24 protein-coding genes are annotated in these 23,571 nt (G+C 50.6%); 10 read left to right on the forward strand and 14 right to left on the reverse strand.

Going from position 1 to position 23,571, the window contains the following annotated elements; translation table 11 throughout:
• The first annotated feature begins 23 nt into the window (after positions 1–23).
• Positions 24–1,556 carry an amidase family protein gene (locus AAF564_07595; protein ID MEM8485398.1) on the forward strand — a complete coding sequence of 511 codons (1,533 nt, stop codon included), beginning with the start codon at positions 24–26 and terminating at the stop codon, positions 1,554–1,556.
• Between the two features lie 9 nt (positions 1,557–1,565).
• Here the strand turns inward: AAF564_07595 and AAF564_07600 are convergent, their stop codons facing one another.
• The 4 genes from AAF564_07600 to AAF564_07615 all read right to left on the reverse strand — a co-directional run bounded on the left by AAF564_07600 (position 1,566) and on the right by AAF564_07615 (position 6,601).
• Positions 1,566–2,690 (reverse strand): VCBS repeat-containing protein, encoded by a 1,125-nt coding sequence (locus AAF564_07600; GenBank protein MEM8485399.1) that lies wholly within the window; start codon positions 2,688–2,690, stop codon positions 1,566–1,568.
• A gap of 443 nt (positions 2,691–3,133) precedes the next feature.
• A complete protein-coding gene (locus AAF564_07605; protein ID MEM8485400.1) occupies positions 3,134–5,458 on the reverse strand; it encodes a DUF5916 domain-containing protein in 2,325 nt (774 codons plus the stop codon).
• 197 nt (positions 5,459–5,655) lie between these two features.
• The gene (locus AAF564_07610; GenBank protein ID MEM8485401.1) at positions 5,656–5,904 is read right to left on the reverse strand and encodes a hypothetical protein; all 249 of its coding nucleotides are present in this window, start codon (positions 5,902–5,904) and stop codon (positions 5,656–5,658) included.
• A gap of 40 nt (positions 5,905–5,944) precedes the next feature.
• Positions 5,945–6,601 (reverse strand): MBL fold metallo-hydrolase, encoded by a 657-nt coding sequence (locus AAF564_07615; protein ID MEM8485402.1) that lies wholly within the window; start codon positions 6,599–6,601, stop codon positions 5,945–5,947.
• A 168-nt stretch (positions 6,602–6,769) separates the two neighbouring features.
• On the opposite strand from AAF564_07615, the gene AAF564_07620 reads away from it, so the two are divergent.
• The 8 genes from AAF564_07620 (at position 6,770) to raiA (ending at position 15,577) form a co-directional block, all read left to right on the forward strand.
• Positions 6,770–8,038: a metallophosphoesterase gene (locus tag AAF564_07620; protein MEM8485403.1), complete on the forward strand. Its 1,269-nt coding sequence runs from the start codon at positions 6,770–6,772 to the stop codon at positions 8,036–8,038.
• Positions 8,039–8,118: 80 nt separating this feature from the next.
• A complete protein-coding gene (locus AAF564_07625) occupies positions 8,119–9,648 on the forward strand; it encodes an LptF/LptG family permease (protein MEM8485404.1) in 1,530 nt (509 codons plus the stop codon).
• 5 nt (positions 9,649–9,653) lie between these two features.
• Positions 9,654–10,322: a 16S rRNA (cytidine(1402)-2'-O)-methyltransferase gene (gene rsmI / locus AAF564_07630; protein MEM8485405.1), complete on the forward strand. Its 669-nt coding sequence runs from the start codon at positions 9,654–9,656 to the stop codon at positions 10,320–10,322.
• 206 nt (positions 10,323–10,528) lie between these two features.
• Positions 10,529–13,408 (forward strand): DUF2723 domain-containing protein, encoded by a 2,880-nt coding sequence (locus tag AAF564_07635; protein MEM8485406.1) that lies wholly within the window; start codon positions 10,529–10,531, stop codon positions 13,406–13,408.
• Between the two features lie 329 nt (positions 13,409–13,737).
• Positions 13,738–14,007, forward strand: coding sequence for a cold shock domain-containing protein (locus tag AAF564_07640; GenBank protein MEM8485407.1), 270 nt, complete (start codon positions 13,738–13,740; stop codon positions 14,005–14,007).
• Between the two features lie 171 nt (positions 14,008–14,178).
• Positions 14,179–14,634, forward strand: a complete 456-nt coding sequence (locus AAF564_07645) for a hypothetical protein (protein ID MEM8485408.1) — start codon at positions 14,179–14,181, stop codon at positions 14,632–14,634.
• A gap of 59 nt (positions 14,635–14,693) precedes the next feature.
• Positions 14,694–15,083, forward strand: coding sequence for an rRNA maturation RNase YbeY (ybeY, locus tag AAF564_07650; GenBank protein ID MEM8485409.1), 390 nt, complete (start codon positions 14,694–14,696; stop codon positions 15,081–15,083).
• Positions 15,084–15,283: 200 nt separating this feature from the next.
• Positions 15,284–15,577, forward strand: coding sequence for a ribosome-associated translation inhibitor RaiA (raiA, locus tag AAF564_07655; protein MEM8485410.1), 294 nt, complete (start codon positions 15,284–15,286; stop codon positions 15,575–15,577).
• Between the two features lie 93 nt (positions 15,578–15,670).
• On the opposite strand, the gene metF is transcribed toward raiA, so the two are convergent.
• Positions 15,671–16,639: a methylenetetrahydrofolate reductase [NAD(P)H] gene (metF, locus tag AAF564_07660; GenBank protein MEM8485411.1), complete on the reverse strand. Its 969-nt coding sequence runs from the start codon at positions 16,637–16,639 to the stop codon at positions 15,671–15,673.
• 196 nt (positions 16,640–16,835) lie between these two features.
• On the opposite strand from metF, the gene AAF564_07665 reads away from it, so the two are divergent.
• Positions 16,836–17,447, forward strand: a complete 612-nt coding sequence (locus AAF564_07665) for a 5'-methylthioadenosine nucleosidase (GenBank protein ID MEM8485412.1) — start codon at positions 16,836–16,838, stop codon at positions 17,445–17,447.
• A 175-nt stretch (positions 17,448–17,622) separates the two neighbouring features.
• Here AAF564_07665 and AAF564_07670 read toward each other — a convergent pair whose 3' ends face one another.
• The 9 genes from AAF564_07670 to AAF564_07710 form a co-directional block, all read right to left on the reverse strand.
• Positions 17,623–18,156: a DUF420 domain-containing protein gene (locus tag AAF564_07670; GenBank protein MEM8485413.1), complete on the reverse strand. Its 534-nt coding sequence runs from the start codon at positions 18,154–18,156 to the stop codon at positions 17,623–17,625.
• Between the two features lie 85 nt (positions 18,157–18,241).
• Positions 18,242–18,652 (reverse strand): cytochrome c, encoded by a 411-nt coding sequence (locus tag AAF564_07675; GenBank protein MEM8485414.1) that lies wholly within the window; start codon positions 18,650–18,652, stop codon positions 18,242–18,244.
• 61 nt (positions 18,653–18,713) lie between these two features.
• Complete coding sequence (locus AAF564_07680) at positions 18,714–19,775, reverse strand: COX15/CtaA family protein (GenBank protein ID MEM8485415.1); 1,062 nt, start codon at positions 19,773–19,775, stop codon at positions 18,714–18,716.
• 70 nt (positions 19,776–19,845) lie between these two features.
• A complete protein-coding gene (locus AAF564_07685; protein MEM8485416.1) occupies positions 19,846–20,529 on the reverse strand; it encodes a DUF2461 domain-containing protein in 684 nt (227 codons plus the stop codon).
• A 5-nt stretch (positions 20,530–20,534) separates the two neighbouring features.
• Complete coding sequence (locus AAF564_07690) at positions 20,535–20,843, reverse strand: copper-binding protein (GenBank protein ID MEM8485417.1); 309 nt, start codon at positions 20,841–20,843, stop codon at positions 20,535–20,537.
• 256 nt (positions 20,844–21,099) lie between these two features.
• Positions 21,100–21,411, reverse strand: a complete 312-nt coding sequence (locus tag AAF564_07695; protein MEM8485418.1) for a hypothetical protein — start codon at positions 21,409–21,411, stop codon at positions 21,100–21,102.
• A gap of 286 nt (positions 21,412–21,697) precedes the next feature.
• A complete protein-coding gene (locus AAF564_07700; GenBank protein MEM8485419.1) occupies positions 21,698–22,141 on the reverse strand; it encodes a cytochrome C oxidase subunit IV family protein in 444 nt (147 codons plus the stop codon).
• Positions 22,142–22,197: 56 nt separating this feature from the next.
• Positions 22,198–22,914, reverse strand: a complete 717-nt coding sequence (locus tag AAF564_07705; GenBank protein ID MEM8485420.1) for a cytochrome c oxidase subunit 3 family protein — start codon at positions 22,912–22,914, stop codon at positions 22,198–22,200.
• 22 nt (positions 22,915–22,936) lie between these two features.
• On the reverse strand, positions 22,937–23,571 hold a 635-nt coding region (locus AAF564_07710; GenBank protein MEM8485421.1), incomplete at its 5' end, for a cbb3-type cytochrome c oxidase subunit I.

Consider the following 23,571-nt stretch of genomic DNA (forward strand, 5'->3'; position numbering starts at 1 on the left):
AACATCCTGTACCTCCCCTGCCCATGATCCGCATTATTCTTGTTGCTCTTGTCACCCTGGTCAGCGCTTGCCAACCGCGCCAGCATGCTGTTGAAATAGATCTGTCAGAGCTTACTGTAGCCGACATCCACAACGCGTACAATAATGGCGATTACACAGCAGAGCAACTTGTCGAAGCTTACATCGCGCGCATCCAGCAATTCGACCAGGCAACGGGCATGAATGCTATTGTGCTGATCAATCCAGATGCACGCGAAGATGCGCGTGCACTGGATATCGAACTGCAAAACAACGGTACGCTGCGCCCGCTACACGGCATACCGATGATTGTGAAAGACAATTACAACACCATCGGACTGCAAACAGCGGCCGGCTCGGTGGCGCTCAAAGGATTCACGCCAGACACCGATGCCTTTCAGGTAAGCAAGCTAAAAGAGGCCGGCGCGATCATCATCGCCAAATCGAACATGGCAGAATGGGCCTTTAGCCCGCGTCACACAGAAAGCTCGCTTGCCGGCACAACCCGCAATCCGTACAACCTGGCCCATGTGCCGGCTGGCTCAAGTGGCGGGACGGGCGCCGGCGTAGCATCAAACTTCGGCACCATCGGCCTCGGTACAGACACAGGCAATTCCATTCGCGGCCCCTCATCCCACAATGCACTTGTTGGCTTTCGCTCAACCCTCGGCCTTACCAGCCGCGAAGGCATCGTCCCGCTCTACCTGCGAAACGATGTTGGCGGCCCCATGTGCCGTACAGTTGAGGATGCTACCCGTGTGCTGGAAGTTATCGCTGGACATGATCCAGCTGATCCCGTCACAAAATATAGTGAAGGCAAAATTCCAGAGAACTATATGCAGTTTCTGCAGCCAGATGGCTTACAAGGTGCGCGTATTGGCGTACTGCGGGCACTAAGTGACGACGACCCACACCCCGAAGTAAATGCCTTGTTTGAGCAGGCCATTGAAGATTTGCAGCACCTTGGGGCCGCGATAGTAGACCCTGTGCAAATCCCTGACTTTGCTTCGTTGCGACAAAATCAATGGTGCGCAGCGTTCAAAAATGACCTGGAAGAATACCTGGCCACATACGTAAAGCGTGATTCCATCCAAACACTCGAGGATGTCATTGCCTATGGCGGCTACTCAGCGTTTGTAGGTGACGGACTCAATTATATGCTGGAAAATGAAGGGAGAAGTGAAGCACCCAACATTGCCTGTAAAGATCCTTTCACGGATGCGCTTCGCATCGCTTTCAGAGAGGCAATTGAAAATGAAATGGATCGATTAAACCTGGACGCCATCGTATATCCGAGTTGGAATCATCCCCCTTCCCTGCTCGACGATTTTATGGAAGGCTACAAAGGCGACAATTCGCAGATTATCTCGCCGCATACCGGGCAACCCGCGTTTACGGTGCCGATGGGCTTCACGACAGGCAATCTGCCGGCTGGCCTGCAGTTCCTTGGTCGCATGTTCGACGAGCCGACGCTCATTAGACTCGCGTATGCCTATGAGCAAGGCACCCGCCACCGCAAACCGCCTGTATTGGAATAACTGTCCTGATCAATCTGCCTTGCTCAAGAAAACACGGGCTGCAGAGTGCTCACCGTCAGCTACAATAAAATCATCACGCCCGTCTCCGTTCAGATCGCCGGCAACCATCCCCCACGGGGTGCCGACGTCGTGCAATGGCAACGCCTGTACGGGCCCCTTCCCGCCGAGCAGCATCAACACTTCCTGATTCCAGCAACCGATGAGGGCATCGTCATATCCGTCTGCGTTTAGATCACCAACCACAATTTGTTTTGCCCCACCTGCCATATCGAAAGGAGAGAAAGCCGCTTCCACCAGGTGTCCTTCAGCAGATTGCAAAAATAGCTGAACAGACTGCCGGCTGCCTGCTGAAGCCGCAACCATGTCGAGCCTGTCGTCGCCATTAAAATCAGCGAGATCAACCGCAAACGGCGAAGAAGATGCAAGAAAGACCGGTTGCTGAAAAGTCATTTCACCGTCCTGTGCCTGCAGGATCACCCCTATTTCCGACGGATTGGGTGTGACGATATCGGGCAGTTGATCGCCATTCACATCGCCTATCGCAAAGCCTCGGTACGGATCTCCACCTACATTGATTAAACGGCCTTCAGACGCAAACTGGCCGGCGCCCAATCCTGCTAACACCAGGATACCCGCGCCATTTCTGTGGTCAATCAAAATATCCGGGCGGCCATCCTGATTCATATCTTTGAGGCCGGCCATGTGCGGATGCGGCGCTACGGGCACCTGCAATGGCGAGTTTTCAGCTGCTGCAAAAGCGCCTGTACCATCACCATTTAAGAGGGTAAGATAAGTTGTCTCATGGTTGGCAATTACGAGATCATCATGGCCATCACCACTCACATCGCCGGCCATAACACTTGTCGGATTTTCTCCTGCGTTTGTCCGCCCCATTCGGGTAAACGTCCCTTTGCCATCTCCAGCAAAGAGTACCAGTTCATCAAATGATTCGTTTACCACGGCCAAATCGAGATGGCCGTCGCCATTTGCATCGAGCAGTGTCATCGCCGACTGTCCTTCCGATAATTCGAGGCAAGCCCGGTCATAGGTTAGCGTGCCGATACGCACAACATCGGGCTCACAACCAGCGGATAGTGACAGTGCTGAAAAGATTAAGCTGCTCAATACGTGCATGCGTCGTCGCCTTTTGAATGGTAAGGAGTCGTGGGTTCTTAACGATTCTATTAAAACAGACAACCCAACGCGGCTTTAGTTGGCATGCCGCTGGAAAAAACTGCGTGCTCGACATGGTGTTGCTTCCAGCCCGTCACCTGGCGCCAGGGGGAAGCAGGGCCATGCTAACTGCCCGCCCAGATCCTTCGCGCTGCTCACGATGACGTGGGGGAAAGCAGATCGCCTGTCCTTAATCTGTAAATCGCTATTGCACTATCTGCAAACCCGAGATCCTTCGTGAGCGCAGAACGAGAGGTGTAAAACGGACTCCTATCCCTCATTCGACAATCGGCATTCGACAATCGGCATTACACAAAAAGCAGCCGGCTCCCGCTGAATGAACAACGGGAGCCGGACCGCTCTTTCCTCTATATCACTTGCTTAACTGGAGGAAAAGTCGTGGACTAGGTTCTGAACAGGTACTGGAATTTGAAGAAGAACTGCCGGCGTGACTCCTGCAAGAACCGCGAGGCGTCTTGTGTGCGGCCCGGGAATGTGTTGTAATCATGCGTTGAGCCAATGTAGAAGGCTGAGAACGGGTTGATACGGTACGTCAGCAGGGGATCTACCTCAAGACGCTCGGCAAAGTCGTTATACTGCACCACGGTGCGCAGGAAGAGCCGGCGAGAGAACTGGTAGTTCGTCCGTACACGCAAAATGTATCCGCTGAAGAAGTTTTCTCCAGTGTCGCTGTCTTCTAGGCGAGAGTAGCTCAACGTTGGTTCGAAGCTTAGCCGGGAAGTAGGACGAATGGTCGCGAATGCCGCATAGTTGAATGATTTACCCAGTTCAGGTGTATCCACATTGCGGGCGATAGCCTTACCTGTCTCCAGTTCGACACCAAGCTGGATAAACTCGCTGAAGTTGCTTGCTGCAAAAAAGTCCCACTCGTGGATGCCATCAAACTCGGTACCGCGGAATAGCTCACGCTCAGCGGAATAGCCAACAAAGGCGCGAGACTGGGCTTTCATCTGGACAAACATCCCGATGAATCCAAAATCTTCTTTTTGCAAGCCATCAAAATTCCACTCGCGGCCAAAACCGGCACGTGGACTGATGCGGTCGATGAAGTTGATCTTTTCAGGGTAAATATTGAACCCGTTGAAGAAGCCAAAGTCGCGGACATTGTTCTGGCGGATAAAGCCATTGTCAGCACGGAATGTTGGGCTGAGTTGCTCATAACCAACTTCGAACCAGTAGTGCCGACCGTCACGCAGGAATTCGAACGTCATGGCGTGGCCATTATACGTTTCACCATCCAATGCAGCCGTATGGTTGCCATTGTCGAAGGTCTCGTCATTAAATCCTTCACTCAGGGTGGGGTCATTGACTTCTTCCGTGCGGCTACCGACCCACTGCGCGTTGATCAGATACTGCGTAGCAATACGCCAGGTGGCATCCAGCGATACGGTTGTACCCCCTCCCCCTTCATCTTGCCGGCGATCTGTTACCAGGCCACCGATATAGGAGTTGTTTTCAAAGTTGTGTTTAACGCGGACAATATTCGAGAAGCTCTTGCCGACGTTGACCAACTCACTGCTTTCCTCAAAAGGCATCAGCAACGGCGAGGTATTGTCGCGTGCGCCGATGTATGCAACGTTGGTTTTTCCAAACCGGCCGGTCATTTTATTGGCGACAATCGGGTCGTTAATCGATCTGGTGTACACCGTTTGCACTTCGGTATCGAAAAGGTCGCTGCCTTCCTGGAAAAACGGCCGGCGTTCCGGGAAGAAGAGTGCAAAAGTAGAGTTGGCATCAATCTGGGCGACATCCGCTTCAATCTGGCTAAAGTCCGGGTTGATTGCGAGGTCAGCGGTCAGGTCAGAAGTAATACCATACTTCACGTTGAGTGAAGGGTCGGTATTAATACGATCACTGTCAAAACCAGAATCTGGATTGTCAAAATCATTGAGCTGGCTTGCCTGGGTGCCAGTGAAAGCCGGCAGAATTTCGAGGTTGCCGGCAGAACGCACGCCCTCAATCCCTTCAATAGAACCAAACTGACAGGCCCAGCAAGGATTGTCGCGGCTCATGGCTGCCCAGGAATACGTATTACGGCTATCCCGAGGATGGGTGATCCACACCGTAGCGTTCCACGTCTGGATGTCGGTTTCGGGGAATCGAAGGCTCCGGAAAGGGATCTGCATTTCAACCTGGTACCCGCCTTCGTGTACGCGGCCTTCGGACTTGTACACCAGGTTGAAGCCAAGGTCTTCGTTGTTACGCGTTATCCGAGTATCACCCTGAATACCCAGCGGATTGGCAGCGATGAAATAGACTTCCTGTGCATCACCATTGGTGTCGATTGCGAGGCCAACGTAATCGTCTTGCCAGATCGCATCCCGGTCACTGTAATTCACCCGTATGTCTGCCGGATTGTCTTTGATATCAAATGCTACATACAGATTTTCATCATCGTAGGTAAAGAAGGCGGCAATATCGATGGGCGGCCGGGCCTGTTCTTCGGGGAAGGTTTCAGAAAAATTCTCAGCCCGGGCAGCAGCACGCCAGCCGGCTTCATCGATTACCCCGTCGATATTGATTTCTCCGGCACGTTTGGAAATGTAGAGGCTCGGCTTGAAAGCCGGCTCAAATGGGTCGTCTGTTTCAGGGACAACAATCGGATCTGAAGACGCCAATTGGCCCAATACAGTGGTTGGTGCAGCAGCAATCAGGAACAGGCTGCAGAAGAGCAGCAGAGAGCGGAGAGGTAATATCCGTCGAGTCATAGGTCTGGAAGTCTTGGCGAACGTTGCGTTCATGCTGGGTGAATAGAATCAGCAAGTGCTAATATTTTAGCAGAGGCTACGGGGCCTTCTCTAGAATTGTTACAGCCTTTTCTCAGGGTATTTTCTTATGCCCTAAACCTTCATCCAAATGCTGCTTTTTTAGCACATATACAACGATTTGCTTCCAAACTAAAATTTTACTCCCCGCCGGCTTTTCCCGAATTACGAAAGAAAGACACCAGAGAAACGGCAGTCCATACGGCCTCGAGTACAACAAAAGGGTAATACGCAATCATCCAGGAGGCTAAACAAGCAAGGCCGGCGCCCATCACATTGAGGCCGGCGTACAGTTTCCCATTGTTAGGAATCTTCCCCGTTACATTGAGGGCATACGCCAGGAGCAAAATACCTACACCGATACTACCAATTAGCTGGTCTGCTGTCATAAGCTGCTACGTACTACACTGATTTAAAAGACAGGTCGATTTACTGCGCGCCGGCCCCGCCATATTCAATCAAAAAAGGATTTGATACCCGCTCCCGCCCTACTGTTGTGGACGGTCCGTGGCCCGGGAATATCTGCATGCTGTCTTCAAACGGCATGATTTTCTGAAAAATCGACTGCATCAGGGTCGGCAAAGAGCCTTGCCACAGATCTGTCCGGCCAATAGAGTCGTAAAACACAACATCACCGGCAATCATAAATCCGTGCGTTTTATCAACAAAGCAGATCGACCCCGGTGAGTGGCCCGGCGTGTGTAAAATGGACCACTTTACACCACCAAAACTGATCAAATTGTCTTCTGTTAGAAAAGAAGCCGGCGCAGGCGGCTGTGGCATCGCTGTACCGAACATCTGGGCATGCATTGGTGCCTGCGCGAGTAGTGGTTCATCTGCTGCATGCATTTGAAAGCCCATCCCAAACGCATCAACCATCGCCTGGCACCCGAAGATGTGATCGATATGGCCGTGGGTTAGCAACAGGTGTTTTACTTTGAGGCCCTGGAAAGAAATGTATTGCAAAACTTCCTGCACTTCAGTCTCTTCATAACACGAAGGGTCGATAATAACTGCTTCGCCATTGCTGTGGCATACAAAGCAGTTGGTTTGGAAAGGATTGAAGGTGAATGATTTAATATTCATGTTTTGCTAATACAAGCCAATTAATAAGATATGCCGGGTTGCGAAACTTGTAACTTACTGACGCAGAATTGGTCCGCCATACATTGAATTGCTTGCGAGGAAAGACCTGTTAAATCCCTTTCCTGTTCCCTGCATGAACCTGTTGCCCTTCTGGTCGTAACTCTTCAGATGGGAAATTTCGCGCTTATCTTTGGCCTGCTGGTTGCCGTGTTACTGGTGGTCGACTGGTATGTATACAAACACTGGAAAGCTTTTTTACAAACGGCTCCGCGGCTCCGCTGGACGCGGCCGTTTTACCTCGTCTTTATGTATCTGATGCCGGCAGCCTTGCCGGTCTATTTCTACTTTTCGCGTTGGTGGGAAGTTGAGCCCAAGCTGTTCCGCGCGCTCTTCATCGGCTTCTTTGCCCTCTATTACCTGCCTAAATTTGTGATCGCGATTGTCCTTGGCCTGAAAGATCTGGGCAGGCTGGTATTCTGGTTATTCCGGTGGTTTCAAGAGCAACTTGGGGTTACGAGCAACGAAAATCCTGCTGATGCTGAGCAGCTCGACCTGACCGACATGAAACGACTCAGCCGGCGGGAATTCCTGGGCAAAATTGGGTGGAGCGCCAGCACCGTACCGTATGTTGTAACCGGTTATGGCGTTTTTCGCACGTTATACGACTTCAATGTCCAGCGCATAGACATCCCTTTGCCCAACCTGCCCAGCGCATTTGATGGCATACGGATAGTCCAGCTGTCAGACATCCACGCCGGCTCGTTTTTCAGCCAGCGCCCCATGCTTGAAGTGGCCGACATCATTGGCGGCATCAAGCCGGATGTAATCGCTATTACCGGCGACTTTGTAAACAACAACGATGAAGAGCTTATCAGAATCATGCCGGCGCTGAACGGCTTGGACGCCCCACTTGGCGTCTATGGCTGCCTTGGCAACCACGACCATTACGCAAACACACCCCTGGTTATTGATCGGCTCCGCAACAGCCCGATTAACCTGCTTGTCAATGCCCGCCAGACCATAGCACTCGATGGCGAGCGGCTGCACCTGCTGGGCACAGACAATACAGGTTTTAACCAGCAATACGCCGACCTGCCCTTGGCACTCGAAGGTATTGAAAACCCGGAGGACCTCCACATTTTACTGGCTCACGACCCCACGTTCTGGGACAACCATGTACGGCCCAATTTTCAGCAAATCGACCTCATGTTGTGCGGGCACACCCATGGCGGCCAGGTTGGTATCGAGGTTGGGCCACTCCGGTGGAGCCTTGCCCGGTTTATGTACAGCCGCTGGGCCGGCCTCTATACGGAGCCACGGGAGCCAACGGGGCAGCAGCAGTTTTTATACGTTAATCGTGGACTTGGTACTGTTGGCCCGCCACTTCGCTTTGGCATCCGCCCCGAAATCACAGAGCTCACCCTCCGCCGTGTTTGAGCCGGCCCTGCTTGCAACAATGCACAAGTTGTTCGTGTTGATATAGTTTTAGTACAAGTCTCGCATCCCTGCTTCTAATCATGGTAAAACAGATCCACAGACAAATCCTGCGTATGCTGCCCGGCCCATTTCTGGGATGGTTGGCAACGCTCATTTTTCTGTTGATCATGCAGTTTCTGATCCGGTATTTGCCAGACCTCGTCGGACGTGGCCTGCCGGTGAAGGTCATTTTTGAGATTGTGATCTACAACCTAGCCTATATGGTGGTGCTCGCAGTCCCGATGTCGGTGCTCATTGCGACCCTGATGACGTTTGGTAAACTGGCAGAAGCCAACGTCTACACTGTTTTAAAGAGCGCCGGCGTGTCGTTGATGCAGTTGATGTGGCCGGTACTCATTGTGAGTACCCTCCTGGCTGCACTTATGTGGAATTTCAACAGCAATATTCTACCCGCTGCCAATTACCGGGCCAGTACCCTCTGGAAAGATATCCGCAAGAAAAAACCTGGCTTTGAGCTGTCACCGGGTGTTTTTTATAATGGCATCGACGACTACAGCATTCTTGTCCAGGAGCTGCCAGCGGAATCCAATGAGATGATCGACGTGGTGATTTTCGATTACTCAGCCGGCAACCGCCAACAAGTCACCATTAAAGCTGAACGCGGTGAATTGCGTCCCCAGGAACACAACAACACCGTTGAATTGGTGTTGCATAACGGAGAAATGCACCGCATTATCCCAGCAAAAAGCCGTAAAGATGTACCGCGATATGAGCGCCTGAAATTCAAAGAGCATCACCTCAGCCTCGACCTGTCTGAACTCAGCTTCGAACGCAGCGATCCTGAAGATGGGTACCGTTCCGATCGCACCATGCCGAGCCATCTGATGATCCGGTATGTGGATTCACTCAATACCAGCGTTGGCCTCCATCGGGAAAAAATCCAGCGTGCCGGCCTACGCTTTCTTGCAGATTCAACCTATGAGATCTCCAGCGATCAACCTGTACCGCTACCTGAAGCGGCAGACGGCACAGCAGCAGGCGAAGGTCGAACTGCAGCACAAATAGAAACCACAGGTGCAACAAACACAGCAGCATCCAATACAGCTCCGGCCTCACAACCGAACGCTCAAACCAGACGGGTTGCGTTGCGCGGTCTGACCCGCCCGCAACAGGTGGAAGTGTATGAGGCAGCTTTAAACAATGTCCGCGCAGCGCGCACGCACGTGGATAATGTAAAACGCAGCATTGAATGGGAGTCTGAGCGGGCGAATCGGTACCAGGTAGAGATTTACAAGAAATACTCTATTGCTGTCGCCTGTATCATTTTTGCGCTTATAGGCATCCCGTTGGGCTTGAGTATGCGACGAGGTGGCCTCGGCGCCGTGGGCGCAACAGCGCTGGGTATTTTCATGTTCTATTGGGTGACCCTCGTACAGGGTGAAAAACTTGCAGATCGCGGCAAACTGGAACCATGGGTTGGCATGTGGGGCGCCAATATTGTAATGTTGGTCATCGCGAGTTTGTTGATAGCGTTTGTACTGCTGGACCTGCGTGCCCGCGCGTGGTTCAAAAAAAAGCCGGCAGCACCCACGCAGCTTGAAGAAGAATAAAGTGCATGCTTTACCTGGTCCCCACCCCCATAGGCAACCTGAAAGATATTACGGTCCGCGCACTGGACGTGTTAAACAGCGTTGACCTGATTGCCTGTGAAGACACGCGAACTTCTGCAAAGCTACTCGGCCACTACGACATTCGCGTTCCCCGCACCAGCTACCACGACCACAATGAACGGGGGCGTGCACCACAACTCATCGAAAAAATGCAGGCCGGCCAGCGTGTTGCATTGATATCAGATGCTGGCTCACCCGGCATATCAGATCCTGGTTTTTATCTGGTGCGGGCGTGTATCGAAGCTGGCATCAAGGTAGAAGCCCTGCCTGGCCCAACAGCTATTGTCCCCGCCCTGACCATTAGTGGGTTACCCTGCGAGCGGTTTGTGTATGAAGGATTTCTGCCGGTAAAAAAGGGCCGGCAGACCCGGCTAAAGCAGCTCGTTGAAGAGCAGCGCACCATGGTTTTCTACGAATCTCCGCACCGGATTCTGAAAACTTTGACTAACTTCGAGGCAACATTTGGCCCCGAGCGCCCTGCCGCCGTGGTCCGTGAAATATCCAAAACCTTTGAGGAAGTTCAACGTGGCTCCCTCGAAGCGTTAAAAAAATACTTCTCGGAGAAAAATAAGGTGAAGGGTGAGTTCGTTATCGTGGTGGGCGGCAAACGCTAATTGCGCAACTATAGAAGCTGCAATGCGTTGCAACGCGAGCTTTTTTTGGCTTTTGGCCTTCTTTTTAGTTCGATCGACCCGTCTGTTTAGGCATTGGTCGTCGCCCGCAACAGGGTCCATTCCCTTGTCCCGGCATTAATCCAACAGTTCGTCCTGGTGTTGAACTGGTCAATTAAGTGGATATCGATCCACGTTCCTAAAGAACCATGAATGTTAACTGGAAACTGACAGAGCGCATTGTAGCAACGGTCGTATTTGTTTGGGCCCTCGTGCTTTATCTCCTCACCGTTGCCCCAACTGCTTCTTTCTGGGACTCGGGTGAGTTTATTGCCATAGCCAACCGCCTCCAGGTATCACACCCCCCTGGTGCGCCGTTTTACATGCTCGTGGGCCGGTTCTTTTCGATGTTTGTGCCAACGGAGTACATCTCACTGGCTGTAAACCTTGTTTCCGTCTTTGCCAGCGCATTTACAGTGCTCCTTACACACCTCATTATTGTACGCATTGCACGGGAGTGGGCCGGCAAAACGCCATCTTTCCACACCAAAATCACCATCCTCGCCGGCGGATTTATTGGTGCCCTGACTTTTGCCGCTACGGATTCTTTCTGGTTCAACGCAGTTGAGGCCGAGGTTTACGCCCTTTCAATGTTCTTCACCGCCATTGTGGTCTGGCTCATTATGAAGTGGAGCGAATTGGCCCGGCAGGAAGAACAAATCACCTCAGGCAAACAACATCCCTTTGGCCTAAGTGCAAACCGTTATCTGGTATTGATTGCGTATCTCTTTGGCCTCGCCATCGGGGTTCACTTGTTGAACCTGCTCGCCATTTTCTTCATTGCGCTGATTTTCTACTTTACCGAGTTCTACCGGGATGGAGTAGATCGGCAAACAATGATCCTGGGCATATTGCTCACCGGCGCTGTTTCAACCTTAAGCTTTCTCGCGATCTACCCGGGCATTATCACCTGGTTGCCCGGCTTTGTTGGCTCAAGCTTTTCGCCTACCCTGACCCTCGTATTCATTGTGGCTGCGATCGTTTTTGGCGTGTACTTCACCCATATGCGCAACATGCAGGTTACCAACCTGGTCTTCCTCTGCATCGCGGTCGTGTTTATTGGCTACTCGAGCTACGCATTGATCTTTATTCGCAGCGCCTCCAATCCACCGATCGATGAAAACGATCCGGAAGATGCTGAGTCGATTGTATCCTATTTGAAACGCGAACAGTACGGTTCAACGCCATTGCTTACGGGTAATACGTTTGACAACGCTACGCAGCAAATTGACCCGAACGAAGAAGTACTCTTCCCACGCCGGCATTCCCCAACACCGCTGCACATGCGGTACTATGCCCAGTTTGACTCAGATTCAGAGTATTTCTGGAAGTACCAGGTAAACAACATGTACTTCCGGTATTTCCTGTGGAATTTTGTTGGCAGGGCCAGTGACATACAGGATGCGCCGGCCATAACGGGTATATCTTTTATAGATCCGCCTGAATATAGTGCTGATCGATATGTGCAATCCCCAAGCGAGAAGCATTCGCGCAACGTCTATTTTGCCCTGCCCTTGTTACTCGGACTATTTGGAGGGGTCTACCATTTCAGGCGGGACTGGAAACGTGCCTTCAGCGTTTTTGTCCTGTTCTTTGTCACAGGCATAGGGATTATTCTATACCTGAACCAAACGCCCTATCAACCGCGCGAGCGCGACTATTCCTATGTGGCGAGCTTTTTTGCCTTTAGCATATGGGTTGGCATTGGGGCCACAGGCGTGCTACAACTTGCGCTAGAGGCACTAACCTCCAAAGAAGGCCGATCAAGCGGTATGATCAGCAATGCGCTCTACGGCATAGCTGCGCTGCTCTTCCTCTCAGTGCCCCTCTGGATGACCATTCAGAATTACAAAGACCACGATCGCTCAGGCCGATATGTTGCACCAGAATATGCGTACAACATGCTCATGAGTGTCGAAGATGACGCTATCCTGATAACCAATGGCGACAATGACACCTTCCCGCTGTGGTACTTACAGGAAGTTGAAGGTGAGCGCCAGGATGTACGCGTGGTAAATATCTCGCTGCTCAACACGCCATGGTACATCAAACAGTTGAAAAACCAGTACTCGCGGGACTCCGCACCGCTGCCTATTTCGATGTCTGATGAACACATCGAAAACCTCGAAATCATGCCTTGGAAACCCGATCAGTTGAGTCTGCCAGTAGACATCGAGGGAATGTTAGGCGGTAACGAGGTGCCCATTGCCATCGAAGACACAAGCCTGCTTGAGTCTCCGATGACGTGGCAGCTCAACGGCCGGCCTTACAGCGATCAGTTCAACCTGCTCTATATCTCCGACCAGGCACTGCTCGACATGCTGATCACCAATGCCAGAAATGGCTGGCAGCGCCCGTTCTACTATGCTGTAACGGTAAGCCAGGATGGTCAGCTGGACCTTGAGAATTACTTCCAACTCGAAGGTCAGGCGTTTCGCGTTGTGCCGATCAAGCACAACGAACTGCTTGGCCGGGCCATCCCAAGCATCACAGCAGAAAATCTCAAGAAGTTCAAGCTTACCAACCTGAACAACCCGGATGTTTATTATGATGAGAACATCCGACGCATGGTTGACAACTACCGCAATGTGTTTGTCCAAACGGCGCAAACCATGTTTATGCAAGGTGACCGCGCCGGCGCAGTTGAATTGCTCGACTTCCTGATGGAGAAGATTCCTTATGAAGTGATACCGGGTACGGAACGGTCGCACCTGATTGTGGCCCGTGCTTTCCAGCTTGCAGGCGAGAAAGAGAAAGCGGTCGACATATGGCAGAAAGCAGAACCCCTCGTACTGGAAAACCTGACGCGCGCCCAGACGCAAACAACCCTCGACCAAACTGCCCGATTTATGCAGATGATGCAAATCGGTTATATGGAAGTAGGTGACTACGAAGCCGCTGCAGCTTTCACCAACAAAATTGCAGAAGCAATTGGTGATGAATCGTATAGAAGAACGGCGGCCGAATTTGAGGCAGACAGCAAGCGGCTTTTCTCTGCCCCTGCCAGTGATACAGCAGCAGGCAACTAACGCATAGCCTCTCCCTGCTTTCAAGCTTGCCGGCTCTGATCTGTCCAGATCGGGGCCGGCTTTTTTATTTTACCCCTTTAATGAAAAAATAAAAAGCCCTTTTTCAGCTTAAAACGGTCATTTTTCACACGAATTAAAATTAATTGTAAGAGAATGCTTCATTAAGGTTGACAGATTCACACAATCTCAATATAATAGTACCTTGGCGGGATATTTCCTGTCGAGTTTTATAATTACCCTGAACTCTCACCCTTTCACCCGGGGCGTCCTGCAGTATTTGCTCTTCGGACAGGACGGACGGACACAATTTTTTAAAGGAGGCACACCCTATGTCTGCTTACAATGGTATCGTCAAATGGTTTGACGCTAAAAAAGGCTATGGTTTTATAGTACACCCGGAAGACGGGAGCGACATCTTCGTACACTACTCTCAGATTCATACGGAAAAACGCTTCAAGACACTTCGTACTGGCGAAACTGTGGATTTTGACCTTGTGCAGGGCCCTAAAGGCTTACACGCCCACAATGTAGCGCCGCAGGAGGACGAAGATGCTGAAGCGATTGAAGAACATGAAGTTGCTGTAATGTTATCGGAGTAACGCTCCCCTCCCACAGATTATCCTGTACCATCACCCTGCTCATTGTTTTTCCTGCATACAGCACCTATTTTCCGAGGTGGATGGGAGAAGTGCAACCTTTACATGCCAGATGCGTGTACTCAAACTTCCCTTCCATGGTGCTGAATCGTTGAATATTGCGGTAGAAAACCAATGAGTTTTTCTTTTTCCGATGAAGAAATAGAGCGCATTGCAGCCGTCCTCGGGGTTGAACCCAAGCAGGACAATAAGCTGGTGCGTTTTGAATTATCTGATGAGGAAAGTGGACGTAAGATTTCGCTGGAAATCCTGACCGAGCTTGAAATGCCCGAGCAGCTTGCAGAAGGGCAGCCCAATAACCTCGTCTCTGTCATTACCCCAAATTCTTTCCTGCAATTGCAGGGATGTACAGGGTTTATTTCCAGCCAGGAATTGGGAGAAATCATTTTTGTTGCCCGGCATTCCGGCCGAACAAGTGGCCTGGTTGTAGAACGTGAAGCGTTCTCCTCACTCTACGCCCATGTTGACGAGCGCCTGTTGTCTACCGACTTCGAAAAGCTCCCCCCTGAAATGATTATGAGTAGCGTTGCCCTCTCCATGACAGAGACGCTGTTCCAGGATCTAAAGTAGTGCCCCCCTCTGCTACCGACGCCCGGATTGTCGTATCCAATACGCATCCACAACGCCACCTGGAAGAAACCACCTTGCACAAGCTTGTAGCACTTGCGTGCACCGGCGAAAACTTCAGCCTTGAAGACCTCAGCATCGTACTGAGCGACCACGCTACCGTGCGCGAGCTCAACGTCTCCTACCTGAACCACGACTACAATACGGACGTCCTTTCTTTCCCCCTCAACGATCCTGAGGTCTCTCAAACCGTAGACGGCGAGATCTATGTAGACCTGGATACTGCAGCAGAAAGATGCGCAGAATTTGGGGTTACTTTTGAAGAAGAAGCTTGCCGGTATGTTGTCCATGGCCTCCTCCATCTGATGGGATATCTGGATGATACAGCCGAAGGCAAAGCAACCATGCGATCGCGGGAAGATTTGTACCTGGCTATGTTGCGCAAATCGTAACGAAATTGCAACATTACCTGAGCTATCACTTCAACAAATTTAACAAAATGACCCTAAAACAAGAAAAACAGGGCATTGCTGAGTACCCTAACTTTTTAAGGGCAAATCCCCTCTTTTTTTCTTGATAACATTTTCTTATTGTGTCTTCACCTTGTCTTCAAAATTCCTTTTCACCACATCATGTCATAGGAGGATTGCTTATGGATACTCGAATCACAGCGCGTCATTTCAGTGCCAGCGAGAAGCTCAAGACGTTTGTCAATAACCGGGTAGGCAAACTTGAACGCTTTTACGATGGCATTACCGACGCACGTGTAATCCTGAGTAAACACAATGCCGCAGGCGGATCAAAAATCGCCGAAATCACAGTCAATGTTCGGCGTAACTCACTTGTAGCCCAGGAAGAGGCGGTTACATATGAAGAAGCGATAGATCGTTGCGTTCGCCGGCTTCGTAGACAGATATTGAAATACAAAGGAAAAAGAAGAGGCTGATCAATCGTCAGGAAGAAAGTGGATCGGCCCCTTACCTCGAAGGAATCGGTCCACTTTCTTCGCCCCTCTCGCACATCAAAGCGTTCCGGCCTTTTAGCCTTTTGCCAGTGTAGTCCCCTTCAGCTTGCTCACAACCCGTTTCACAGTATCCGCCTTCTGCAAAATATAGAAGTGCACACAAGGCAAATCTGCGTTTAACAACTCCTCAGCCTGCCGTAGCGCCCATTCCACGCCAATATCTACCACGTGCTTTGGGTCAGCCTCTTCAACCTCTGCAGCCAACGCCTCAGGAATCTCAAGAAAAAACCGTTTCGGCAACATTTGTAACTGCCGCTTACTCGTCATGATCTTGAGCCCCGGGATAATGGGCACTGTGATCCCTACCTCCCGGCAACGCTCCACAAAACTGAAGTAGTGATCGTTATTGAAAAACATCTGGGTGACCACATATTCTGCCCCAGCATCTACTTTTCGTTTCAGGTTTAGGATATCCCAGGTAAGGTTGGGCGCCTCAAAATGCTTCTCAGGATAGCCGGCAACGCCTACACAAAAATTGGTTGGCATACCGTCAATGATGTCTTCCAGGAAATGCCCCTGATTCATATCATCTACCTGAGCCACCAAATCGCCAGCGTAGTGATTAATCGATCGGCTTTTATCCACCCGCTTCTCCACTTGCATTTCATCCCCACGCAACGCCATAATATTCTGGATCCCCAGATAATTCAATTCGATAAGCGCATCTTCCGTCTCTTCTCGAGTAAATCCATGACAAAGCAGGTGCGGGACGGGCTCAATATTAAACCGGTGTTTGATGGCTGCACAAAGCCCAAGGGTGCCCGGACGCTTCCTTTTGACATGTTTTTTCCATGTACCACCACCCATTTCTTCGTAATAAACCTGCGCAGAATGACTGGTAACGTCAATAAAAGGCGGCTCAAACTCAACCAGATCCGATACAATTTTCATAATCTGATTGGCTGAGCTCCCCCGCTTGGGTGGGACAATTTCGTAAGAAATGAGTGGTTCGGTTGCCCGATCAAGTAGTTCTACAATTTTCATTCGGCTCACGTCAAAACACAAAAGACCACTGAAAAAAATTAAGCAGTTCTCGTATTAAGCGATTTAATTTTGTGTAACCTATCTTGCACCTCCTTACCTGCAGGACATTCCTTTAAAAAGTGTCTTACAGGAAACAGGACAAGACCGAAGGTCCCCTCGTTTATTTGATGTAACTCCAGCTAGATTTCTGTGTTCGATGATCGCATTTCTTTTTTCTACAGAACAGGAAGCCCGTCCTTTTCTAAAAAAATACGAAAGGGGCCGTTTTGACGGACTGCCTGAAGGTGAAATAGTCAGTGATGACCATATCCTGGTGACCATCATCGGCGTTGGAAAAATCAAGGCAGCGCTTCGGACGGAACGCCTCCTGCGCTCGGAGAAGAAAATCAAGCGCATCGTTCACCCTGGTACCTGTACGTCACTCAGCGATGAATTAAAATTGGGCACCCTCGTTGGTGCTTCTCAGGTATTTGAAGGTGACCGTATCGAACTATCAGCGCCTACGTACCCAAGAATGCCGCTCGAAATACCTTTCACGATGGAAAAGGGTACGCTGGTTACGCAGGACCATACCCCGCAAGAAGAAACTGAACAGTCTTACTGGCAACGGATTGCAGACATGAGCGACATGACGGGCTATGCCGTTGCGTACGTCGCGGCAACCTATGGCAAACCCTGCAATATCGTTAAAGTCGTAACCGGCTACATGTACAAAGAAGACGCCCAGTTACAACAGACGCTGGAAAATGCCCACGATGCACTTGCTGCCTTCCTCGTCAAAGAAATCCCTGCCCTGCTAGAAAAATAGTGCGTATCTGCCTGGGTCGTGTAGACAATTAGCAGGGAAAAGAGCATGCGATGACATTTTTGTTCAGATCAAAGCGCTTTTCGTGTTCGATGCAGCGCATCGGGCGCGAAAAGGAACGCAGATATGGACAAAAAAGGGCACGTTATGCATTTTACAAGCTGATTGTCTACACGACCTAGAGTACGTGCAGCATCAGATACACAACGACCCCGGTAACAGACACGTACAACCAGATAGGCAGCGTCCACCTGGCCAGTTTTCTGTGACTGGTAAAGCGTTCCTGTGAAGCATAGAACACAGTGATCAACGCCATGGGTAGCGAAAAGATGGACAGCACAATGTGGGTGATCAGGACAAAAAAGTAGACGGCCCGAATTCCACCGACACCTGTGTAGGGGGTATCACCTTGAAAATTGTGGTACGTGAGGTAACTGACCAGAAACAACGCGGAGAATACAAGCGCTGCAACCATAAATCGCTGGTGTACTTTGTAATTCTTGCGCCTTACAAAGACATAGCCACAAACCAGACAGGCTGCACATAACGCATTTAACGAAGCATTCACCGCCGGCAAATGTTTGACAAACGCCAGCGTCTGCGCAGAGGGCGTTTTGAAGTAAATCAGCCAGAACAAAAAGCCTATCGCAACCATACTGATCGCAATAATGAGGCGGACGCCTTTTTTAGATTCTTGGGATACAGCTTCCATAAAAGGTATCAGAAATTGGTAAACACTAAAAAGTAGAAAACAGGCGCGCCGCTCTCTCCTTCAACATCTCAAGCCAGACAGCTCTCTAGGAGTTACTGAGGCTCAATACATACGTTGCAACAGCACCCAACTGGTCGTCGGTGAGGTGCCCCATCGGCGGCATCATACCAGGATACTGCTTGGGCTTAGGAACGCCAACTTTGATCAGTGCTACCAATTTTTCGATATCTGCCGGCGGTTCGATATTCAACCACTCATCGTCTGTCAGGTTAGGTGCGAAATCAGAGCCTTCACCAGCAGCGCCGTGGCAGGTGTAACAAATAGCCGTTCCAGAAAACAGTGCTTTCCCTTCAGCGACGACCGGATCTTCATCCGATGTGGTTTCAGCTTCAGTTACCGGCGCAGATGCTTCGCTTGCAGCGGGCGCCCTGCTTTCTCCTGCACATCCCACAGAAATCAATGCGGCAATCACGAGGAGGCTCAACGTCTTTGCCATATCAGTATTTCCTCTTTGATGGCTAGGGGATCAGGTTACGCGAGGTAACGTGGATTTAAAGTCAGGCGGTTTCTTCTTTGGGGACCGCTTTCCTTGCAGCCAACAGAACGAGTCCGATTGTAGTTGCAAAGAAAAGCGCACCAACGACCATATGTGTGGTATTGAGCACAACCTGTAGCGTAGTGCGCATGCTATCAATGTCTTTCAAAATAATAAAATAAGCCGCAAAGCCGAGGATTATTTGCAGGGTGAGGATGCCGGCAAGTCCGTGGGACAATTTGGATACAAGCGTCTTTTCGGGATCGGCCTGGCGCGCTGCTTTGATCGTCATGAATACCATGGCAAAAACAACGGCAGCACCTAACATGTGGATGCCGGCCAACATGGGATCTACGCCATCTCCGCGATGCCGCAATAAAGCGCCCAGAATGATCTGTCCGTAGAGCAGTACTGCAGTGAGTACAGAAAGCCGGCGAAAGCGCGTTGCAGCCTCCCCCTCAATCAGCACACCTTCTGCCCGAAGCCATGAACCTGAGGTAAAAAAGGCCATCGACACCAACGTGGCAAAGAAGAGTTGTGCGGTACAGGCATGTACTACAGCAAGGTCAAGCGATATCCATACCACCCGCAATCCACCGAGTACGCCCTGCAAGATGACCAGTAGCAGTGCAAATAACCCAATCCGTTTCATCCAGGGACGCGGATCAGCAAAAAAGGTCCAGAAAGCGAGCAGCAAAGTCAGCGCGCCTACAATCATACCCATCAGGCGGTGCCCGTGCTCAGCAAGTACAGGGGGGATTTTGTACCAGTCGGGCGTTGGGTTGATGGGGTCAATGGAATCAAACGTTGTAGGCCAATCGGGTACAGCGAGCCCAGCTTCAATGCTGGTGACAACGGCGCCCCAGCCAAGCAAAACTACGGTAAAGCCAAGGGCAACAAGCGTAAACACATGCCGGCGGCGCATGCTCGAAGTTTCAGGTAACGGAACTGCACGAAGAGCCGAACGCATCATATCGCAATACAAAAAAAGCTTCAAAAGCAGGTTGAACAAAGAAAATGCTGCACTTTTCCGTGGCAACGAGGCAACCCTGACGCTGTTCCATTTGATCTGGATCTTCAACATTTCGTCATCCTGCAACGTCACTTTCAGGATTTCCCCTACATCCTTTTAAGGGCGTCCGGTGCAGGCGCTTTTACAACAAAGACTCACCGTTCATATCTGTGGTAAGGTAGCCCGTCATCACCTCCAGGAAAGGAAGCATTTTGGAAAAGCCCATGGCAACCTGCTGCTCGAAGCCCTCAGCAAGCACATCACTATCTGTATAGGTGTGTTTGACGAGAAATTGTTTATGGTTGAGCAAGTCGATATCCGGGTGTGTTTTATCAAACCCTTTAGGAGCAGTTTTGAGTTTTTGCCCTTCCATTGACCCGAAAAATTTTTTAAACGCCTTGCCTTCCAACACGTCACGCAGCGGTTCTGCGTCTGCGGCTATTTGCCGGCGAAGGTGCAATAAGTCATCTTTATTGGGGCCCCAGAAGCCACCTCCGATGTAGGTGTTACCGGGCTCGATATGAAAAGCCATGCCTCCCCTGCGTGAAGCACCAGCGCGCTTGAATGAGCCTCCCCAATACACCTTGTAGGGCGTCTTGTCTTTCGAAAAGCGTATGTCGCGATAGATACGGTAAATCGTTTTACGGGGAGAACGGGGCTCCATCACGTCAAAAGCTGACAACGCTTGCATCACGGTCTCGGCAAAACAAAGGGCTTCTGCGTGCGATTGCTCGTATGTGCTGCGGTTTTCTTCAAACCATGCGCGGTCATTATTCCCTCGCAAGGCCAGTAAGAAGTCGAAGGAGTATTGTGTTATGCAGCCCATAGTGTCTACTCGATAACCTCTAATAAAACAATAGCCGGCTCCATGTCATCTATTGCAATGGTAAACTGAACGGAATCGCCCACGGCGATCCCATTGAGCACTGTTGAATCTTTCACCGCAAAAAACATGGCCATGGCATCCATATACCCTGGGATGTCTTCGTGGTCGATATTTACGTACGATTTTGAATCAGTAATCACTTTTACAATACCGCGAGCCTCAAACGTTTGGGGTTGCACAGTCGCTTCTTTTTTTGCACACGCCGGCAACAGTGCCACAACAAGCACAACGATAGCAAAACTTACATACTTCATGCTCTTGTAAAGGCTGGTGGTCATTCAGTCATGCAACTCACCCACAACAGTAATGAGTTAGAAGTCTAAAAGTACAACCTTCTGGAAGGGAGAAATGCGAAGAATGCCTGAAAGAAAGGTACGTGCCTCAAAGTGGCTACTAGATGGGCGATGGGACTGGGCTTTCCCTGCAAGATAAAAAACACTGGAGAGATCCTTAGCATTCGCTCAGGATACGGCTTTGTCTGTGCTTAATTTTGGTTTTTTCCGACAAAGCCTAGTTACGGCGGTCGTGTAAATCTTCGAACCAGGACAACGGGAGTCCTTCAGAATCGCCGTGGGCGTAAAAGTAGGAAGCGTCAGCGTGCTGTACAAACTGATGGCGCTGGTCCTCGCGGATTTCTCTGACGCCAACAGGAATGGTAATCCCTTTTTCTGTGGCTTCGCGGCGAAAGATGGTAGGATCGAGATCAAGGTCTGCAGTCTCCTCCGGGAAGAAAAGCCTGTACGCAGTAATCACCACCCACGTCAACATAAAGAAGAGGATAGGTACGGCAACAATCGTAAATAAGGTAAAGAAAGTCAGCATTGTATTACGCTGCCCCCATTAACGGATGGCCTGTGAGATTAGTGCTTGATTAAATTGTAACAGGTAAATGTATTTGATGCAAGTTGTAAAGAGAAATTTAAACACCTTGTTACAAGTTGTGCCGGATTTCTCTGCTTCAGCGCATTCACCTGGTGTATAAGATGGGCCATGGTTTTATGACCAATCTGCAAAGCCCAAGTTCCAAACAAAAAAGCAGCCCGGCAAACGTGTTGCGGGGCTGCTAATAAAACACATGACTGGCGCCAAACGCACAGCCTAAAAGAACTTAGTGATCAGAACCTGCTTCTTCGGTTGCTGTAGCCTCAGCCGGCGCTTCGATCACCTCGCCATTCAACACGCGCTCACGCATGAGCAATTCTTCTTCGGCGCGCTGCTCGTCCATAATGGTTTGGGTACCCACATTCCCTACGTCGCCGCGGAAGGCAGTATCGAACAGGGTAAATGAGAGGAATACGACAACAAAGATACAGCCAAGCCCCAGAATGAGCGCGTTGACTTTGTTGTCCCATTTGAGGGCCATAAAGAAAGTAATTACCAGCGAAGCCTTCGTCAATGCGATCGCCATAGCCAACGGGAAGTTGAGCGGACCGATATCAACATACTTAGCGGTAAGAACGGTAAAGATGGTAAGAAACACGAGTCCGCCAAAAACAGCCCACAGGAGTTTCAGTGGGATGATATGATGGTCGTGATGTTCTGCGTGTGCCATGGAGTTAGATCCAGATAAAAAGATTAATCAATTTCGAGTAGAGGTAGCCGGCAAGGCTAAATGAGGTACATCAGCGGGAAAAGGAAAATCCAGATGATATCCACGATATGCCAGTAGAGTCCGGTCAATTCCACCGGTGTGTACCACTGACTCGAAAAATGGCCGAGCTTGGCTCGAATGGCAAGCCACGTCATCAGTCCCATGCCCACGAGCACGTGAAAGCCGTGAATGCCGGTCATGATAAAGTAGATGCTAAAGAACTGCGGTGCATAAGGAATATCGTATGCTTCGTACCCAGCGCCATGTGGCTCAAAGCCGGCACCTGGGAAAATACCATGCTCAAACTTGGCCGAGTACTCGAAGAATTTGACCACCATAAATACCCCGGCGAAGGCGAGGGTGAGCATCAAATTCCAGAAGAGCCATTTTTGATTGCCTTTCTGAATACTATGAATCGCAAGCGCAACAGTCAGCGATGACGCAAGCAGCACCAGCGTATTGAGGCCACCCATTTTCCAATCGAGCAATTCAGCCGAATGCGCAAATACTTCCGGATGCCAGACACGATACACCGTGTAGGCAACAAACATCCCACTAAAGAGAAGAATCTCCGTGATCAGGAATAGCCACATGCCCATTTTGGCAGCATCAAATTGCTGCTCGGCAGACACGAAGTGGTGCTGCAGGTAATGTGGATGGTCGTGACCGTTATGGTGGTCAGCATCAGCGTGCGCGTCGGCTGCCCCTTCGGTTGCTACAGTAGTTGAAGCCATCAGAAACTAATTTATAATGCTGTTATGAAGAAGCCTGTCCTGAACTCGGCACAGGTGCGTCAGGGGTTGGCACGCCCGGGGCGCCGTCTCCAGCAGAGCCGTCACCGCCATCGCGGAAAATATCGTCAACTGCGTCGAAGTCGTAAGGGCCATGTGTAACCACTGGCGGGCTCACGAAGTTGTGCGGGTCAGGTGGCGACGTTGCATGTGTCCACTCTAACGTTGCAGCGCCCCAAGGATTTGAAGGAGCCGGCTTGCCTCTCATGAGCGAGTGGATAAAGCATCCGAGCACGAGGAAAAGGCCAACGGCCAGCACCCAGGATCCATAAGTAGAAAGCTGGTGGAGGCTCTCAAATTCTTCGAGATAATCGTAGTAACGCCGTGGCATGCCCTGGCTTCCCAGAATCAACTGTGGGAAGAAGGTCAGGTTAAACCCGAAGAAAATCAGGCCACAGGCAATACGTCCAACTGTTTCGCTGTACATCTTGCCTGTCATCTTTGGCCACCAGTAGTGCAATGCACCAATAGCAGCGATCACCGTACCACCCATCATCACATAGTGGAAGTGGCTTACAACGAAGTAGGTATCGTGCAGGTGAATATCAATGGCCAGTACACCCAGCATGATGCCTGTCAGGCCACCAATGGTAAACAGGA

Source organism: Bacteroidota bacterium (genome assembly GCA_039111535.1).
Classification (GTDB): domain Bacteria; phylum Bacteroidota; class Rhodothermia; order Rhodothermales; family JAHQVL01; genus JBCCIM01.

Bases quoted from the DNA above. Each gene is read 5' to 3' on its own strand.
- AAF564_07615 (MEM8485402.1), bottom strand. From the start codon at position 6,601: ATGAATATTAAATCATTCACCTTCAATCCTTTCCAAACCAACTGCTTT.
- AAF564_07645 (MEM8485408.1), top strand. From the start codon at position 14,179: ATGAGTTTTTCTTTTTCCGATGAAGAAATAGAGCGCATTGCAGCCGTC.
- AAF564_07690 (MEM8485417.1), bottom strand. From the start codon at position 20,843: ATGAAGTATGTAAGTTTTGCTATCGTTGTGCTTGTTGTGGCACTGTTG.
- AAF564_07595 (MEM8485398.1), top strand. From the start codon at position 24: ATGATCCGCATTATTCTTGTTGCTCTTGTCACCCTGGTCAGCGCTTGC.
- AAF564_07620 (MEM8485403.1), top strand. From the start codon at position 6,770: ATGGGAAATTTCGCGCTTATCTTTGGCCTGCTGGTTGCCGTGTTACTG.
- AAF564_07605 (MEM8485400.1), bottom strand. From the start codon at position 5,458: ATGACTCGACGGATATTACCTCTCCGCTCTCTGCTGCTCTTCTGCAGC.
- AAF564_07695 (MEM8485418.1), bottom strand. From the start codon at position 21,411: ATGCTGACTTTCTTTACCTTATTTACGATTGTTGCCGTACCTATCCTC.
- AAF564_07665 (MEM8485412.1), top strand. From the start codon at position 16,836: ATGATCGCATTTCTTTTTTCTACAGAACAGGAAGCCCGTCCTTTTCTA.
- AAF564_07640 (MEM8485407.1), top strand. From the start codon at position 13,738: ATGTCTGCTTACAATGGTATCGTCAAATGGTTTGACGCTAAAAAAGGC.
- AAF564_07685 (MEM8485416.1), bottom strand. From the start codon at position 20,529: ATGGGCTGCATAACACAATACTCCTTCGACTTCTTACTGGCCTTGCGA.
- AAF564_07610 (MEM8485401.1), bottom strand. From the start codon at position 5,904: ATGACAGCAGACCAGCTAATTGGTAGTATCGGTGTAGGTATTTTGCTC.
- raiA (MEM8485410.1), top strand. From the start codon at position 15,284: ATGGATACTCGAATCACAGCGCGTCATTTCAGTGCCAGCGAGAAGCTC.
- AAF564_07670 (MEM8485413.1), bottom strand. From the start codon at position 18,156: ATGGAAGCTGTATCCCAAGAATCTAAAAAAGGCGTCCGCCTCATTATT.
- AAF564_07680 (MEM8485415.1), bottom strand. From the start codon at position 19,775: ATGTTGAAGATCCAGATCAAATGGAACAGCGTCAGGGTTGCCTCGTTG.
- AAF564_07600 (MEM8485399.1), bottom strand. From the start codon at position 2,690: ATGCACGTATTGAGCAGCTTAATCTTTTCAGCACTGTCACTATCCGCT.
- rsmI (MEM8485405.1), top strand. From the start codon at position 9,654: ATGCTTTACCTGGTCCCCACCCCCATAGGCAACCTGAAAGATATTACG.
- metF (MEM8485411.1), bottom strand. From the start codon at position 16,639: ATGAAAATTGTAGAACTACTTGATCGGGCAACCGAACCACTCATTTCT.
- AAF564_07705 (MEM8485420.1), bottom strand. From the start codon at position 22,914: ATGGCTTCAACTACTGTAGCAACCGAAGGGGCAGCCGACGCGCACGCT.
- AAF564_07700 (MEM8485419.1), bottom strand. From the start codon at position 22,141: ATGGCACACGCAGAACATCACGACCATCATATCATCCCACTGAAACTC.
- AAF564_07625 (MEM8485404.1), top strand. From the start codon at position 8,119: ATGGTAAAACAGATCCACAGACAAATCCTGCGTATGCTGCCCGGCCCA.
- AAF564_07675 (MEM8485414.1), bottom strand. From the start codon at position 18,652: ATGGCAAAGACGTTGAGCCTCCTCGTGATTGCCGCATTGATTTCTGTG.
- AAF564_07635 (MEM8485406.1), top strand. From the start codon at position 10,529: ATGAATGTTAACTGGAAACTGACAGAGCGCATTGTAGCAACGGTCGTA.